Annotated in this window: 11 protein-coding genes; 3 read left to right on the top strand and 8 right to left on the bottom strand. The window is 70.9% G+C overall.

Annotation, left to right across the window (positions count from 1 at the left end; all coding sequences use genetic code 11):
* Positions 1-10: 10 nt before the first annotated feature.
* The 7 genes from G7Z13_RS08670 to G7Z13_RS08640 form a co-directional block, all read right to left on the bottom strand.
* Positions 11-727 (bottom strand): ABC transporter ATP-binding protein, encoded by a 717-nt coding sequence (locus tag G7Z13_RS08670; RefSeq protein WP_165997520.1) that lies wholly within the window; start codon positions 725-727, stop codon positions 11-13.
* On the bottom strand, positions 724-1,602 hold the full coding sequence (locus G7Z13_RS08665; RefSeq protein ID WP_165997519.1) for an ABC transporter ATP-binding protein: 879 nt from the start codon (positions 1,600-1,602) through the stop codon (positions 724-726). Before G7Z13_RS08665 ends, G7Z13_RS08670 begins: the two co-directional genes overlap by 4 nt.
* A gap of 5 nt (positions 1,603-1,607) precedes the next feature.
* Positions 1,608-3,431 carry a branched-chain amino acid ABC transporter permease gene (locus G7Z13_RS08660; RefSeq protein ID WP_165997518.1) on the bottom strand — a complete coding sequence of 608 codons (1,824 nt, stop codon included), beginning with the start codon at positions 3,429-3,431 and terminating at the stop codon, positions 1,608-1,610.
* Positions 3,432-3,436: 5 nt separating this feature from the next.
* Positions 3,437-4,366 carry a branched-chain amino acid ABC transporter permease gene (locus G7Z13_RS08655; RefSeq protein WP_165997516.1) on the bottom strand — a complete coding sequence of 310 codons (930 nt, stop codon included), beginning with the start codon at positions 4,364-4,366 and terminating at the stop codon, positions 3,437-3,439.
* A 115-nt stretch (positions 4,367-4,481) separates the two neighbouring features.
* The gene (locus G7Z13_RS08650) at positions 4,482-5,714 is read right to left on the bottom strand and encodes a branched-chain amino acid ABC transporter substrate-binding protein (protein WP_165997515.1); all 1,233 of its coding nucleotides are present in this window, start codon (positions 5,712-5,714) and stop codon (positions 4,482-4,484) included.
* A 693-nt stretch (positions 5,715-6,407) separates the two neighbouring features.
* Entirely contained in the window at positions 6,408-6,896 is a 489-nt protein-coding gene (locus G7Z13_RS08645) for a hotdog fold thioesterase (protein ID WP_165997513.1), read from the bottom strand.
* Between the two features lie 47 nt (positions 6,897-6,943).
* Positions 6,944-9,223, bottom strand: a complete 2,280-nt coding sequence (locus G7Z13_RS08640; RefSeq protein ID WP_165997511.1) for an FdhF/YdeP family oxidoreductase — start codon at positions 9,221-9,223, stop codon at positions 6,944-6,946.
* Between the two features lie 416 nt (positions 9,224-9,639).
* On the opposite strand from G7Z13_RS08640, the gene polA reads away from it, so the two are divergent.
* Both polA and G7Z13_RS08630 read left to right on the top strand, forming a co-directional pair.
* Positions 9,640-12,366 (top strand): DNA polymerase I, encoded by a 2,727-nt coding sequence (gene polA / locus G7Z13_RS08635; protein WP_165997509.1) that lies wholly within the window; start codon positions 9,640-9,642, stop codon positions 12,364-12,366.
* Between the two features lie 260 nt (positions 12,367-12,626).
* Positions 12,627-13,178 carry a hypothetical protein gene (locus G7Z13_RS08630; protein ID WP_165994881.1) on the top strand — a complete coding sequence of 184 codons (552 nt, stop codon included), beginning with the start codon at positions 12,627-12,629 and terminating at the stop codon, positions 13,176-13,178.
* On the opposite strand, the gene G7Z13_RS08625 is transcribed toward G7Z13_RS08630, so the two are convergent.
* Positions 13,105-14,016 (bottom strand): DUF4184 family protein, encoded by a 912-nt coding sequence (locus G7Z13_RS08625; RefSeq protein WP_165997507.1) that lies wholly within the window; start codon positions 14,014-14,016, stop codon positions 13,105-13,107. The two genes, G7Z13_RS08630 and G7Z13_RS08625, sit on opposite strands and share 74 nt — an antisense overlap.
* A 258-nt stretch (positions 14,017-14,274) precedes the next feature.
* Between G7Z13_RS08625 and G7Z13_RS08620 the strand changes: the two genes are divergently transcribed.
* Positions 14,275-16,041: a lytic transglycosylase domain-containing protein gene (locus G7Z13_RS08620; RefSeq protein ID WP_165997506.1), complete on the top strand. Its 1,767-nt coding sequence runs from the start codon at positions 14,275-14,277 to the stop codon at positions 16,039-16,041.
* The last annotated feature ends 84 nt before the right edge of the window (positions 16,042-16,125 follow it).

Raw genomic sequence — 16,125 nt, 5'->3', positions numbered from 1 at the left:
GTGAGGTGTCCTAGTCCTCGCCCAGGTACGCCTTGCGCACCGACTCGTCGTGCAGCAGGTCCTGGCCCGTGCCCGACAGGACGATCTTGCCGACCTCCATGACGTGGCCGTGGTCGGCCAGCGACAGCGCCGCCTGGGCGTTCTGCTCGATGAGCAGAATCGTCGTGCCCTGCGACTTCAGCTCCTGAATGGTCGCCATGATCTTCTGCATCATGATCGGCGACAGACCCATGGAGGGCTCGTCGAGCATGAGCAGCTTCGGACGGGACATCAGCGCCCTGCCCATGGCGAGCATCTGCTGCTCACCGCCGGAGAGGGTGCCCGCCGCCTGCTTGCGCCGCTCCCCGAGGATGGGGAACAGGTCGTAGGCGCGCTGGATGTCCTTCTCGATGCCCTCCTTGTCGTTGCGCAGGAACGCGCCGAGGCGGAGGTTGTCCTCGATCGTCATCCGGGGGAAGATGTGCCGCCCCTCGGGGGAGTGGGCGAGGCCCAGCGAGACGACCTTGTGGGCGGGGATCTTCTTCAGCGACCTGCCGTCGAAGCGGATCTCGCCGGAGACCGGCGTGAGCAGCCCGGACAGCGTCCGCAGGGTGGTGGTCTTGCCCGCGCCGTTGGTGCCGATGAGGGTGACGACCTCGCCCGCGTTCACCGTGAACGAGATGCCCTTGACGGCCTCGATCTTGCCGTAGGCGACCCTGAGGTCCTCGACCTCCAGCAGAGCGGTCACTTGTCGTCCCCTTCCGTGGTGCTGTGCGCCTCGGCCTCGGCGGCTTCGACCTCCGCGACCTCCTCCTTGCCCGGCGCGCCCTCGAAGGGCGTGCCGAGGTAGGCGGCGATGACGCGCTCGTCGGCCTGGACGACCTCGGCGGGGCCCTCGACGATCTTCTCGCCCTGGACCAGCACGGCGACCCGGTCGCACAGGTTCATGATGAACCGGATGTCGTGCTCGATGACGAGGATGGCGATGCCCTTCTCCCGGATCGCGAAGATCAGCTCCTCCGCGGCCCGGGTCTCCTGCGGGTTCATGCCGGCGGTCGGCTCGTCCAGCAGGAGCAGACCCGGCTCGCTCGCCAGCGCCCGGGCGATCTCCAGCTTGCGCTGCTCGCCGTAGGGCAGGTTGCGGGCGAGGTGGTCGGCCTTGGCGGCCAGACCGGTGAACTCCAGGAGTTCCATGGCCCGCTCGCGCGACTCCTGCTCGGCCTTCTTGAAGCCGGGCAGCCGCAGCAGCGCCGACCACAGGCCTTCCTTGGTGCGGGTGTGCCGTCCGACCAGCACGTTCTCCAGAACGGTCATGTTGGCGAACAGCCGGATGTTCTGGAACGTACGGGCGATGCCGGCCTGGGTGACCAGGTGCGGCTTGGGCGGCAGGACGGTGCCCTTGTAGGCGACCTTGCCCTCGGTCGGCACGTACAGGCCGGTGAGGCAGTTGAAGAAGGTCGTCTTCCCGGCGCCGTTGGGGCCGATGAGGCCGACGATCTCGCCGCTGTTGACGGTGAGGTCGACCCCGCGCACGGCGGTCAGGCCGCCGAAGCGCATCGTGACGCCGCTGGCGTCGAGCACCGTGGTGCCGGCGGGTGCGGGTGCGGTGGTGGTGGTGGTCATGACGGTCACGCCCCTGCCTTGGCGACGCCGGTCGCGCCGTCGGGGAGCGGCTTGTCGTCCGGTACGTCGAGCTGTCCGGTCTCGTGGAATTCGAGCTGCTTCCTGCGGTCGGCGACCAGGCCCTCGGGCCGGAAGCGCATCAGGAGCATCAGCGCGATGCCGAAGAGGAGCAGCTGGTACTCCGCCATGAACTGGAGCTTGGCGGGGATCAGGTAGAGCAGCGCGGCGCCGATCAGCGGGCCGCTGATGGTGCCCATGCCGCCGAGGATGACGGCGGCGAGCAGAAAGGCCGAGTTGGGCGGCACGGAGCCGGCGAACTGGTACTGCTCGGGCGTGACGCTGTACGACACGTGCGCCTGGACGGTGCCGGCGAGACCGGCGAGGCACGCGCCGAGCGCGAAGGCGAGCAGCTTCAGGCGGAAGCCGTTGATGCCCATCGCGGTGGCGGCGGTCTCGTCCTCGCGGATGGCGACCCACGCGCGGCCGATGCGGGACTCCGCGGAGCGGCGGAAGACCAGCACGACGACGGCCGTGAACACCAGCATCAGCAGGTAGTAGTTCCCGGAACGGGTCAGCTCGTGGCCCAGCACGTTGTGCGGCAGGCCCAGGTTGAACCCGAAGATCTCCAGGTCGGGGATGTTCGGGATGCCGTTGGAGCCGTTGGTGACGTCCGGACCGCTGTTGCCGTTCAGGTTGTTCATGGTGATGCGGAAGATCTCACCGAAACCGAGCGTCACGATGGCGAGGTAGTCGCCGCGCAGCCGCAGGGTCGGGGCACCGATCACCACGCCGAAGACCAGCGAGGCGAGGGCACCGGTGAGGACGGCCGCCCAGAACGGGAAGTGGACGCCGATGGTCGACTGCGGGGAGCCGGAGACCAGGGCGGCGGCGTAGGCGCCGACGCCGAGGAAGGCGACGTATCCGAGGTCGAGCAGACCGGCGAGGCCGACGACCACGTTCAGACCCAGCGCGACCGTCGCGAAGATGAGGATGTTCGCGCCGATCAGGGCGAACTGGTCGTTCGTCTGGGTGAACGGGAAGCAGATCGCCGCGACGAACGCCGCAGCGAGGGCGACGTTGCGGTGCTTGGCGGTGAGCGCCGAGAGCCGCTTGAGCAGGCCGGCGCGGGTGACGGCGGTGAAGCCGAATCCGGCGACGATCAGGAAGCCGATGAACAGCTCGGAGTACTCGGTGCCGATGCCGTACGCGAAGACGTACAGGCCGACGCCGAAGCCCGCGGCGATGATCAGGATCTCCGCCCAGGAGGGCAGCTCCCTGGCGCGGGGCGGCTCGGGAGCGGTCAGCGCGTGGCGGATGCGGCCCCACAGGCCCGGGCTGGGGTCGCCCGCGTCGTACGGCTGGTCGACGGGGAGGCCGAGGGCGCCGATGACGGCGATCAGGGCGCCCACGCCGGAGACCCAGGCGCCGGGCTCCAGGTTGACCAGGCCGCCCAGCTCGTAGGAGATGGCGCCGATGGCGTAGCCGGTGGTGCCGAGGACGCCGAGGGCGCTCAGCAGGACGGGGCTGTTGGTGCCGCCGGGGGTGAGCCAGCGCAGGCCCTTGATCCCGTAGCCGGAGACGGCGAACAGCAGGGTGAGCAGTGCTCCCACGAGCGTGAGCACCTGCAGGCCGCCGGGGTAGCCGGTGACCGTGAGGTTGCCGGGGAACTCCCTGGTCCAGGTCCAGGCGAGGAAGGTGCCGACGAGGGCGACCGCCGAGCCGGCGACGGTGAGGGCGCGGGCCGCGGCGGAGGGCAGCGGCACGACCGGGGTGGCCGGGGCGGTGGACACCTTGGTGGTGTCGACGGTGGTGTCGGTGGTCTTCGTCATGGGTATCACGCCCGATCCGCGACGCGTTCGCCGAGCAGGCCCTGTGGCCTGAAGAGCAGGACGAGGATGAGCAGGCTGAACGCCCACACGTCCTTCCAGGCGCCGCCGCCGAACAGCTCCATGCCGGGGATGTCACCGATGTAGCCGGTGGCGAGGGACTCGGCGACACCGAGGACGAGGCCGCCGAGCATGGCGCCGTAGATGTTGCCGATGCCGCCGAGCACGGCGGCGGTGAAGGCCTTGAGGCCCATCAGGAAGCCCATCCGGAAGCCGACCTGGCCGTTCTTCAGGCCGTAGGCGACCGCGGCGATGGCGGCGAACGCGGCACCGATGGCGAAGGCCATCACGATGATGCGGTCGGTGTTGATGCCCATCAGCTTGGCGGTGTCCGGGTCCTGGGCGGTGGCCTGCATACCGCGGCCGGAGCGGGTCTTCGTCACGAAGAGGCCCAGGGCGACCATGCACAGCGGGGCGGCGATCAGCACGAAGAGGTCACCACGCTGGATGTTGGCGCCGAGGATGTCGATGGGATCGCCGTCGAACTGCGGGAAGGGGACGTCCTTCTTGGCGTCCGGGTACCACATCCACACGACCTGCTGGAGGACGATGGACAGACCGATGGCGGTGATCAGGGGCGCCAGCCGGGGCGCGGTGCGCAGCGGCCGGTAGGCGAACCGTTCCGCCGCGGTGGCGACCGCGACCGAGACGACGATGCCACCGACGATCATGAGCGGGACGGCAGCGCCGAGGGCGAAGCCTTCGGGGAGTATGAGCCAGATGGTCAGGGCCCCGAAGCCCCCGACCATGAAGATCTCGCCGTGGGCGAAGTTGATGAGCTGGACGATGCCGTAGACCATCGTGTAGCCGATCGCGATGAGTCCGTACATCGCGCCGAGGATGAGTCCATTGGCCAGCTGTTGCGGCAGTTCGTTCACCGCAGGGCCTCCGTGGAGTGGTTCGGATATGGCGCCGCGCGGGAGCGCTGGTGGGCGCTGCCCGCGCGGCCTGGATCAATGTGTGAGGGGGATGTTCTCTCTACTCGTCCCCTGCTCAGTCCACCTTGGGGGAGGCGCTGTGCTCCGGCGCCCAGGTGTTGCCCTTGACCTTGTAGGCGGTCATCAGGGTGTTCGTGGTGTCACCGAACTCGTCGAAGGAGATGGTGCCGGTGACGCCGTCGAACTTGACCTTGGCCATGGCGTCCAGAACCGCCTTGCGGCCGTCCGACGGGAGCTCGCCGTCGTTGCCCTCGACCGCCAGCTTCACGGCCTCGATGATCGACCAGGTGGCGTCGTAGGTCAGGCCGCCGTACGCCTCGTAGGCGTCCTCGTAGCCCTCGGCCTCGTAGTTCTTGATGAACTCCTTGGCGGAGGCGAGCTGCTCGACCGGCTTGCCCACGGAGGTGGCGAGGTCGCCCTCGGCCTTCTTGTTCAGCTTGGGGTACTCGCCGGAGTAGATGCCGTCGCCGCCCATCAGCGGGATCTTCTGGCCGCTGTCCTTGAGCTGCTGGCTCAGCGGAGCGGCGGCCGGGTACTCGCCGCCGTAGTAGAGCGCCTCGGCGCCGGTCTTCTTGATCTTGGCCACGACGGCGTTGAAGTCACGGTCGTCGGGGTTGATGTGGTCGGTGCCGACGATCTTGCCGCCGAGCTTGGTGAAGTTGGTCTTGAAGGAGGCGGCGAGACCCGCGCCGTAGGTCTTCTGGTCGTCGATCAGGTAGACCTTCTTGACGCCGGCCTTGGTGTACAGGTACTCGGCGGCGAAGGCGCCCTGGATCTCGTCCGTGGTGGCGGTGCGGAAGAAGGTCTTGAACTGGCGGACCGAGTTGCCGGTCTTCCAGCCGTCGCCCTGGGTCAGCTCGGTGCCGGTGTTGGCCGGGGAGACCTGGACCAGGCCGGCGTCGTTGAGCGGCTTCTGCATCTGCTGCGACACGCTGGAGTTCAGCGGGCCGACGACACCGAGGACGTCCTTGTTGCTGATGAACTTCTGGGCGTTCTGCTGGCCGACGGACGGCTGGGCCTGGTCGTCCAGGGGCTCGAGCTTGAACTCGACGCCCTTGACGTACTCCTCCTTGTTGGCCGTCTTCACGGCCAGGTCGGCGGAGTTCTTGATGCCCAGGCCGAGAGCGGAGAGGTCACCCGTCAGGGGGGCGTCGACGCCGATCACGACGGTGGTCTTCTCGCCGCCGTCGCCGCCGTTGCTGCTGTCGTCGCGCGACCCGCATGCGGTGAGGGTGAGCGATCCCGCCGCGAGGGCGGCGGTGATGGCAATGAGCGAACGTTGACGCACGAATCAGGTCCTTTCCCTGGCACGCCGGCTCCCTGTGGAGCGCGTCGAGTCGAGCGCCGGACCGAAGGAAACTTCGAATCCGTCGGCGCGGTGACTGGCCGTGACTCTAAGCGTGTGTGGGGAACGTGGAGGAGGGTCTGACCAAGGCTGTGACGCTCTTGTTATGACACGACGTAATGCAGAGCGGTACTGAGCGGGTGGAAGCGCGGAATTCTGACTGATTCGCCCGGTCCATATGGTGAGATTCGCAGGCCCCGCCCAGCTCTTATCAGCAGTGTTCTTGCATTTTGCTGATGTCGCGACATCGTTGCTGCGGGCTACCTGTGGGGCGTGCGGGGCCTGCGGAGGCGCCACGGGCGCGGTGTCCGCCGGGACGGAAAGAGGCGTGTTCCGTATTGCGTGCGCATTACGAAGAGTTACGCCCGCGAAAGGGAGCCCGGCGTTCCGGGATGCTTTCGCGGATTCGATCACCTTCGGGGGCGATGGCGATCCCGGTGATCCAGCGGGGGGAATCCGCGCTTCACCGCTTCGTCCGGAAAGAGGTGTGAAATCGCCGTTACGGAAATGCGTGGTGACTGCACGGAAAAGCCGCCGCGCGACGGCCCGGTGCAAGGGGCCGCCGCGCGGCGGCTCTTGAGCTGATGGACGGCAACCTAGGGGGTTGCTGACGGAGGGTCAGTCGAGCGAGGAGGGTCAGCCGAGTGAACTGGCCCGCTCCTCGTCGCGCGGGGTCACGTCCCGCAGCATGCAGGTCAGCCGGGCGGTGCACACCCGCCGGCCCTCCTCGTCACTGATCACGATCTCGTACGTCGCCGTCGACCGCCCCCGGTGCACCGGGGTGGCCACACCGGTGACCAGGCCCGAGCGCACCCCGCGGTGGTGCGTGCAGTTCAGGTCCACCCCGACGGCGATCTTCGAGACGCCGCCGTGCAGCATCGACCCCACCGAGCCCAGCGTCTCGGCCAGCACCGCGGAGGCGCCGCCGTGCAGCAGCCCGTACGGCTGCGTGTTGCCCTCGACCGGCATGGTGCCCACGACGCGGTCCGCCGAGGCCTCCAGGATCTGCACGCCCATCCGCGTGCCCAGGTGCCCGGCCGAGAACAGGGCGGGCAGGTCCACGCCCAGTGCCGCGTACTCCTCGATGACCTCTTGCGGGAACTTCACGGTGTGCTGCTCGCCCATGGGGCCCGGCTCCGTTCGTCTGTCGGTCGCTCTGGCTGAGCAAACGCTCAGTCGGTGGCCGATTGTTCCAGACGGACCACGACGGACTTGCTGGCCGGGGTGTTGCTGGTGTCCGCGGTGGCGTCCAGCGGCACCAGGACGTTGGTCTCCGGGTAGTAGGCGGCGGCACAGCCCCGCGCGGTGGGGTAGTGCACCACGCGGAAGCCCGGGGCCCGCCGCTCCACGCCGTCCTTCCACTCGCTCACCAGGTCCACGTAGGTCCCGTCCGTGACGCCGAGCGCGGCGGCGTCCTCCGGGTTCACCAGCACCACGCGGCGGCCGCCCCGGATGCCGCGGTAGCGGTCGTCCAGGCCGTAGACCGTGGTGTTGTACTGGTCGTGGGAGCGCAGGGTCTGCAACAGCAGGCGCCCCTCGGGCAGTTCGGGATACTCCACCGGCGCGGCCGTGAAGTTGGCCTTGCCGGTCGCCGTCGGGAAGCGCCGCTCGTCGCGCGGGGCGTGCGGCAGGGCGAAGCCGCCGGGGCGGGCCACACGCGCGTTGAAGTCCTCGAACCCGGGGATCACCCGCGCGATGCGGTCCCGGATCGCCGCGTAGTCCTTCTCGAACTCCTCCCACGGCACCACGCTGCGCTCGCCGAGCACCCGGCGGGCCAGCCGGCACACGATGGCCGGCTCGGACAGCAGCTGCGGGCTCGCCGGCTCCAGCCGGCCGCGGGAGGCGTGCACCATGCCCATCGAGTCCTCGACGGTCACGAACTGCTCGCCGCCCGCCTGGAGATCACGCTCGGTGCGGCCGAGGGTCGGCAGGATCAGCGCCCGCGCGCCCGTGACCGCATGACTGCGGTTCAGTTTCGTCGAGACGTGCACGGTGAGCCGGGCACGCCGCATCGCCGCCTCGGTGACCTCCGTGTCGGGCGAGGCGGAGACGAAGTTGCCGCCCATCGCGAAGAACACCTTGGCCTCGCCGTCGCGCAGCGCGCGGATGGCGCGCACCACGTCGTAGCCGTGCTCGCGCGGGGGAGCGAAGCCGAACTCCTTCTCCAGGGCGTCGAGGAAGGCCGGCGCGGGCCGCTCGACGATGCCCATCGTGCGGTCGCCCTGCACGTTGGAGTGACCGCGCACCGGGCACACGCCCGCGCCCGGACGGCCGATGTTGCCGCGCAGCAGCAGGAAGTTGACCACCTCGCGGATGGTCGGCACCGCGTGCTTGTGCTGGGTGAGACCCATGGCCCAGCAGACGATGGTGCGCTCGGAGGCGAGGACCATTCGCAGGGCTTCCTCGATCTCCTCGCGCGTGAGGCCGGTGGCGGTGAGCGTGGCGTCCCAGTCGGCCGCGCGGGCGGCCTCGGCGAACTCCTCGAACCCGTGGGTGTGCTCGCGGACGAACTCCTCGTCCACGGCGCCCTCGGTCTCCAGGATCAGCTTGTTCAGCAGGCGGAACAGGGCCTGGTCGCCGCCGAGGCGGATCTGCAGGAAGAGGTCGGTCAGGGCGGCGCCCTTCAGCATGCCCTGCGGGGTCTGCGGGTTCTTGAACCGCTCCAGGCCCGCCTCGGGCAGCGGATTGACGCTGATGATCCTCGCGCCGCCCGCCTTGGCCTTCTCCAGGGCGGAGAGCATCCGCGGGTGGTTGGTGCCCGGGTTCTGGCCCGCCACGATGATGAGGTCCGCCCGGTACAGATCCTCCAGCAGGACGCTGCCCTTGCCGACGCCGAGCGTCTCGGTCAGCGCCGAGCCGGAGGACTCGTGGCACATGTTCGAACAGTCCGGGAGGTTGTTCGTGCCCAGCTCGCGGGCGAAGAGCTGGTACAGGAACGCGGCCTCGTTGCTGGTGCGGCCCGAGGTGTAGAAGACGGCCTCGTCGGGGGAGGAGAGGGCGGCGATCTCCTCCGCGATGATGTCGAAGGCGCGCTCCCAGGTGACCGGCTCGTAGTGCTCGGCACCCTCCGGGAGGTACATCGGGTGGGTGAGACGGCCCTGCTGGCCGAGCCAGTAGCCGCTGCGGCGGGCGAGGTCGGCGACCGGGTGCGCGGCGAAGAACTCCCGCGTGACCCGGCGCAGCGTCGCCTCCTCCGCGACCGCCTTCGCGCCGTTCTCGCAGAACTCCGCCTTGTGCCGGTGCTCCGGCTCGGGCCACGCGCAGCCCGGGCAGTCGAAGCCGTCCTTCTGGTTCACGCTGAGCAGGGTCAGCGCGGTGCGCTTCAGACCCATCTGCCGCTGGGCGACGCGCAGGGTGTGCCCGATGGCCGGCAGCCCCGCCGCCGCGTGCTGCGGCTCGGCGACCTGCGGCGCGTCCTGGACCGGGTCGGCCTTCGGTGGCTTCCTCGCCATCGCGCACTCTCCTTCGTACATCTGTGAGGTACGTCTCCGATCCTCGCACGGACCACTGACAGCGATCAGCCCATGGGGAGGGGCGGGGGAGGGGGGAGCGGGTGCCGGGGGAACAGGGTGCCGAGGGAGAGAGTGCGGGGGTTCGGAGGCGGGGGGAGTGGGCCCGTGTGTGAGATGGCTCGCGGAACGTCACGGGGGCGGGCGGTCCCCGCGCGGGTGCGTGCTGGGCGCCCGCGCCGGTACGGGCCGGCTCTAGGGCGGATACGCGCCCGCGCCAGGCAGCGCAACGCCTGCCCGGGCACCCAGGCAAGGCCTCGCCCTCGGCACCCCGGCAAGAGCACGCCCCCGGCGGCCCGGCATGGGCCCCACCCCCGGCGTGGGGCCGACTGTCAGTGGGGCGTGGCAGGATCGGGGACGTGGCAGAGACAGCATCGAAGAAGACCGACAACCCCTCCGGCGGGAGCCGACCCCGGCTGATGCTCATGGACGGGCACTCCCTGGCCTACCGCGCGTTCTTCGCGCTCCCCGCGGAGAACTTCACGACCGCGACGGGCCAGCCGACGAACGCAATCTACGGCTTCGCGTCGATGCTGGCCAACACGCTGCGTGACGAGGAGCCCACCCACTTCGCGGTGGCGTTCGACGTCTCCCGCAAGACCTGGCGCTCGGAGGAGTTCACCGAGTACAAGGCGAACCGCTCCAAGACGCCGGACGAGTTCAAGGGCCAGGTCGAGCTGATCGGCGAGCTGCTCGACGCGATGCACGTGTCCCGCTTCGCGGTGGAGGGGTACGAGGCGGACGACGTGATCGCCACCCTCGCCACCCAGGCCGAGGCCGAGGGCTTCGAGGTGCTGATCGTCACCGGCGACCGCGACTCCTTCCAGCTGGTCAGCGACCACACCACGGTGCTGTATCCGACGAAGGGCGTCTCCGAGCTGACCCGCTTCACCCCGGAGAAGGTCTTCGAGAAGTACGGCTTGACGCCCGCGCAGTACCCGGACTTCGCCGCGCTGCGCGGCGACCCGTCCGACAACCTCCCGGGCATCCCCGGCGTCGGCGAGAAGACCGCCGCGAAGTGGATCAACCAGTTCGGCTCCTTCGCCGAGCTGGTCGAACGCGTCGACGAGGTCAAGGGCAAGGCCGGTCAGAACCTGCGCGACCACCTGGAGGCCGTCAAGCTCAACCGCCGCCTCACCGAGCTGGAGCGGCAGGTCCGGCTGGACAAGACGGTCGCCGACCTGAAGCGCGCGCCGTACGACCGCAAGGCGGTCGCGATGGTCCTCGACACCCTGGAGATCCGCAACCCGTCGCTGCGCGAGCGCCTGCTCGCCGTCGACCCCGGAGCGCAGGAGGCCGAGTCCGCCCCGGTGGTGGCGGACGGCGTGGAGCTGGACGGCCGGATCCTCACCACCGGCGAGCTGGCCGGCTGGCTCGCCGAGCACGGCACCGGCCCGCTCGGCGTGGCCACCGTCGACACCTGGGCGCTCGGCACCGGCTCGGTCGCCGAGATCGCCCTGGCCACCGCCTCCGGACCGGCGGCCTGGTTCGACCCGTCCCAGCTCGACGAGGCCGACGAGAGGGCGTTCGCGGCCTGGCTGGCCGACGCGGACCGCCCGAAGGTCCTGCACAACGCCAAGGGCGCGATGCGGGTCTTCGCCGAGCACGGCTGGACGGTCGCCGGGGTCACCATGGACACCGCGCTTGCCGCCTACCTGGTCAAGCCGGGCCGGCGCTCCTTCGACCTGGACGCGCTGTCCCTGGAGTACCTGCACCGCGAGCTGGCCCCCGCCGCGGCGGCCGACGGCCAGCTGGCCTTCGGCGCGGACGACGGCGCCGAGGCCGAAGCGCTGATGATCCAGGCCCGTGCCGTGCTCGACCTGGGCGAGGCCTTCGGGGAACGGCTGCGGGAGGTCGGCGCGGCCGATCTGCTGCGGGACGTGGAGCTGCCCACCTCCGCGCTGCTGGCCCGGATGGAGCGGCACGGCATCGCGGCGGACCGCGCCCACCTGGAAGCCATGGAACAGATGTTCGCGGGCGCGGTGCAGCAGGCCGTGAAGGAGGCCCACGCGGCGGTCGGGCACGAGTTCAACCTGGGCTCGCCCAAGCAGCTCCAGGAGGTCCTCTTCGGCGAGCTGGGCCTGCCGAAGACCAAGAAGACCAAGACCGGCTACACCACCGACGCCGACGCCCTGGCCTGGCTCGCCGGCCAGACCGACAACGAGCTGCCGGTGATCATGCTCCGCCACCGCGAGCAGGCGAAGCTCCGCGTGACGGTCGAGGGCCTGATCAAGACGATCGCGACGGACGGCCGTATCCACACCACCTTCAACCAGACCGTGGCCGCGACGGGCCGGCTCTCCTCGACCGACCCGAACCTGCAGAACATCCCGGTCCGCACCGACGAGGGCCGGGCGATCCGCCGCGGCTTCGTGGTCGGTGAGGGCTACGAGTCCCTGATGACCGCGGACTACAGCCAAATCGAGCTGCGCGTGATGGCCCACCTCTCCGAGGACGAGGGCCTGATCGAGGCGTTCACCTCCGGCGAGGACCTGCACACCACGGTGGCCTCGCAGGTCTTCTCCGTCGACCGGTCCGCGGTCGACGCGGAGATGCGCCGCAAGATCAAGGCGATGTCCTACGGCCTGGCGTACGGCCTGTCGGCGTTCGGTCTCTCCCAGCAGCTCAACATCGAGGCGGCGGAGGCCCGCGCCCTGATGGACACCTACTTCGAGCGCTTCGGCGGGGTCCGGGACTATCTGCACCGCGTCGTCGACGAGGCCCGCGCGACCGGCTACACCGAAACCCTCTTCGGCCGCCGCCGCTACCTCCCGGACCTCAACAGCGACAACCGCCAGCGCCGTGAGATGGCCGAGCGCATGGCGCTCAACGCGCCCATCCAGGGCACCGCGGCGGACATCGTCAAGATCGCCATGCTGAACGTCGACCGCGCCCTGACCGAGGCGAAGCTGACCTCCCGCATGCTGCTCCAGGTCCACGACGAAATCGTCCTGGAGATCGCCCCGGGCGAGCGCGAGCGCGTGGAGGAGATCGTCCGCCGCGAGATGGCCGGCGCGGTCCGCCTCCGGGCCCCCCTGGACGTCTCGGTGGGCGTCGGCTCCGACTGGGAGTCCGCAGCGCACTGACCGGAGAAAGCCCCCGCGCCCCGAAAGGGGCGCGGGGAACTGCGCGCCCAGCCACGAACAACCCGCACGAACCCCAACGCCAGCCACCCCCTCACACGGGGGCGCGGGGAACGGAACGGCGCGCCCAGCCCCCACCCACCCGCACCCCCCGAAACACCGAGACCACCCACACGCGACGGACCCCACCCCCGGACGCCCCTTTCACCCACGTGGCCCCCGCGAAAGCGCACCCCCCACGCGCCTCCCGTCAAGATGCCGCCATGGGTATACGCATGCTCAAGCACCACGGAGCACCCCCGCTCCGACCGGTCCCGGCCATCGCGGCCGACGCAAGCACCGCCCGTCACCTCGCCGGCCCGGCCGCAACCCTCCGGCACGCCACCACGGACCTCCGGCGCCGGATCGCCCGACGCGCCCAGTCCGCCCCACGCCTCTCCCGCACCGCCCGCCCCCGCGCAGCGACCCGCCCGACCAGCCGCGCCCGCCTGAGCACCGCGCGTCTGAGCACCGCGCGTCTGAGCACCATCGCCCGCATGAGCACGATCGCCGGCCTCAGCACCGCCGCGCGCCTCAGCACCGCCGCGCGCCTCCGCGCAGCCGCCCGCCTGCGCGAGACCGCCCACGCCTGGCGGCCCTGGGCCGACCTGGCCCGCGGCTACCTGGCCCTCTTCCTCACCCTCCTGCCGCGACCACGGCCGGCGTACACGGTCACCGTGTTCACCGCGACGGTCCCCGCCCTCAACGAGCCGCCGACCGGCTCGGGGACGGCTCCCCGCCCTCCGCACCGTCGCCGGAACCGGCAGACCCGCTAGGCAACTCACCGGCCCCGGACCCGGAGGAACCGCCCCGCACCGGACCCGGGCGCCACACCCTGACAGCCAGCGCGTACAGCACCACACCCACCACCAGCCCGGCCCCCGCGCCGAAGCACACCGTCGGGATCAGCTCGTACGGCTTCGCCACGGCCCCCCAGTGCTCCCACCACCGCACCACCCGCCGCACCGCCGCGACGAGCGCGCAGCCGCCGATCAGGGCCACGGCCCACCACCGGTCGCGCGACGACAGCGCCGGCACCCCCGAGGGCTCCCCGGCGGGGACCCGCCGCAGCGCCAGCCCGGCGAACACGGCGATCAGGCCCGCGGCCACCACGGAGCCGCCGTACTGGAGGTACCAGTACAGCGGCGACCCGGCGATCTCCCGGCCGAACACCGGGAACACCCGCATGCCCCACCGGTCCAGGTGGGTGAACGCGTCCCACACCACATGCGTCAGCGCCCCGAGCGCCGCCGAGACGTACCAGCGCAGCACGAGACCGCCCGTCACGCGCGCGCGGGGCGCCCCGCACCGCAGCAGCGCGGCCGGGCGCGGCTGCCGGGCCTGCGGCACCAGCGCCACCAGCGGTTCCCGGATCAGCAGCCACAGCCCCACCAGCGCCCACGCCACCGCCACGTCGACCGTGAACACCCCGGGGAAGGAGTGGGTGACGTCACCGAACTCCATGGCCCGCGGCAGCGCGCTCGCCGCGTAGTAGGTCATGTCCGGCGCGAACGATCCGGCGACCAGCACCGCCGGCGCCAGACGCCACCGCCCGGTTCCGTCGGTGCGGACGGCCGGCAGGACGGCTGCCGCGTGGCTGAGAGTGAACGGCAACAAGGCCCCCTGGAACGAATTTGACGGTCAGTATGCGATGGGTTCCGGTGACCTGGGGAACCGTATGGGTGGCCGACGCGTGCCAAGTAGGGAAAACCGGGCACCAACGGGTGTCCGAGCACAGGAAGTTGTCGTAGGGTCGCGAGGGCCGACGTGCGGGGAGCGCGTCGAACCGGCCAACAAAACCACAAAAACAGAACAATGCCAACAGAACGGCAGACGCGGGCGCTGGGACGTCCGCTGGGAGGGGTTCACTTCATGGCGGCGCATTTCGGCAGGAGGCTGCGCAAGGGGGCGGCGAACACCGCCGTGGCCGCGGCAGCGGTCGCGGCCCTGGCGGCGTCCCAGGCTCCGGATGTGACGACCGACGGTGCCGGCAGACAGACCCCTTCCTCCGGCGCGCCCTCCCCGGACGCCCCCGCCGAGGAGAGCGCGACCGGCAACTCGCCGTACTACACGGACCTGCCGCCGCTGAACAGCCCCAACCCCTCGCCCTCCAGTGGCGCCACCGCCACCCCCGGCGTCACCGGCGACACCGCGGCGGGCATACCCGCGACCGTCCTCGACGCCTACAAGAAGGCCGAGGCCACGCTGCGCGAGAAGAAGCCCGGCTGCAACCTGCCGTGGCAGCTCCTCGCCGCCATCGGCAAGGTGGAGTCCGGTCAGGCCCGCGGCGGCCGGGTGTCCGCCGACGGCACCACCATCGGCCGGATCCTCGGCCCGCAGCTCAACGGTGTCGGCTTCGCCAACATCAGCGACACGGACGACGGCGCCTACGACGGGGACGCCGCGTACGACCGTGCCGTCGGCCCCATGCAGTTCATCCCCTCCACCTGGGAGTGGGCGGGCCGCGACGGCAACGGCGACGGCAAGAAGGACCCCAACAACGTCTACGACGCCGCGCTCGCGGCCGGGCACTACCTGTGCCGCTTCGACTGGGACCTGTCCACGGACAGCGATCTGCGCAGCGCGATCCTCAGCTACAACAACTCGACGGAGTACCTGAACACGGTCCTGTCGTGGCTGGAGTACTACCGCAAGGGCACCCACGAGGTCCCGGACGGCACCGGCCCGCTGCCCTCCGACCGCAGCGACGCCACCACCGGACCCAGCCCGTCGCCGACGCCGCCCGCGACCCAGAGGCCGCCCGCCGTGCAGAAGCCGAAGCCCGTTCCGCCCTCCCCGGGCGGCGGTTCGCAGACCCCGAGCAAGCCGCCGACGACCCCGCCGACCGCTCCGCCCACCACCCCGCCGCCCACCACTTCGCCGCCCACCACCCCGCCGACCCCGACCGACACGGTCCACCACCTGGAGGACGCGGGCACCGGGAAGCTCACCGCCATGGCGGGCGACGTGTTCGACGAGCGCATCAGTACCCGCGCGGAGACCAGGTCCGGCGAGGGCGTCGGCAAGGTGCGGGTCCGCTTCACCATCGTCGGCGCCACGGACGCCACCTTCCCCGGCGGCGAGACCGTCGCCACGATGGTGACCACCGACGCCGGCGTGGCCGTCGCGCCGCCGCTCCAGGCGGGCGAGAAGACGGGCTCGTTCACCGTCCGCGCCACCGTCGTCGGCCGCTCGGTCCCCGGCATCGGCTACACCGCGACGGTCACCGCGCGGGCCGCCGACAAGCTCGTCCGCACCTCCGACACCGCGCTGACCTGCGTGGCGGGCGGCGAGTTCGCCGAGCAGGTCAAGGTCAAGGCGACGTACCAGGGCGCCGCGGCGGACGGCGTCGCCGCCACCGCGACGCTGATCACGTCGCCGGACGACCCGTCGGTCAACGACAAGGGCCCCTACTTCAAGGACGCGGACGGCACGGCCGTACGCACCCTGGCGGGCCTGAAGACCGGCCCCGACGGACTGCTGACGCTGCCGAAGCTCTACGCCGACGACACGGCCGGCACGTTCCTGCTGCGCCTCACCACCACGGGCGGCGCGACGCTGACCGTGGAGCTGACGGTGACGGCGCCGCAGCCGTCGCCGAGCCCGTCGACGAGCGAGTCGGCCCCGGCCGGCGCGTAAGCGCACCGAGCCCGAGGCGAGGGCGCCCCTCCGCGACGGCGGACGGGCGCCCTCGCCCTGTGCGCACACCGCCCACGCGGCACT

This window comes from Streptomyces sp. JB150, assembly GCF_011193355.1.
Lineage (GTDB): Bacteria > Actinomycetota > Actinomycetes > Streptomycetales > Streptomycetaceae > Streptomyces.
The sequence above is the reverse complement of the archived record's forward strand: the minus strand, read 5'-3'. Positions and strand labels throughout refer to the sequence as shown.

Coding starts and splice junctions, on each gene's coding strand:
- G7Z13_RS08665 (WP_165997519.1), bottom strand. CDS start 1,602: ATGACCACCACCACCACCGCACCCGCACCCGCCGGCACCACGGTGCTC.
- G7Z13_RS08645 (WP_165997513.1), bottom strand. CDS start 6,896: ATGGGCGAGCAGCACACCGTGAAGTTCCCGCAAGAGGTCATCGAGGAG.
- G7Z13_RS08660 (WP_165997518.1), bottom strand. CDS start 3,431: ATGACGAAGACCACCGACACCACCGTCGACACCACCAAGGTGTCCACC.
- G7Z13_RS08640 (WP_165997511.1), bottom strand. CDS start 9,223: ATGGCGAGGAAGCCACCGAAGGCCGACCCGGTCCAGGACGCGCCGCAG.
- G7Z13_RS08620 (WP_165997506.1), top strand. CDS start 14,275: ATGGCGGCGCATTTCGGCAGGAGGCTGCGCAAGGGGGCGGCGAACACC.
- G7Z13_RS08630 (WP_165994881.1), top strand. CDS start 12,627: ATGGGTATACGCATGCTCAAGCACCACGGAGCACCCCCGCTCCGACCG.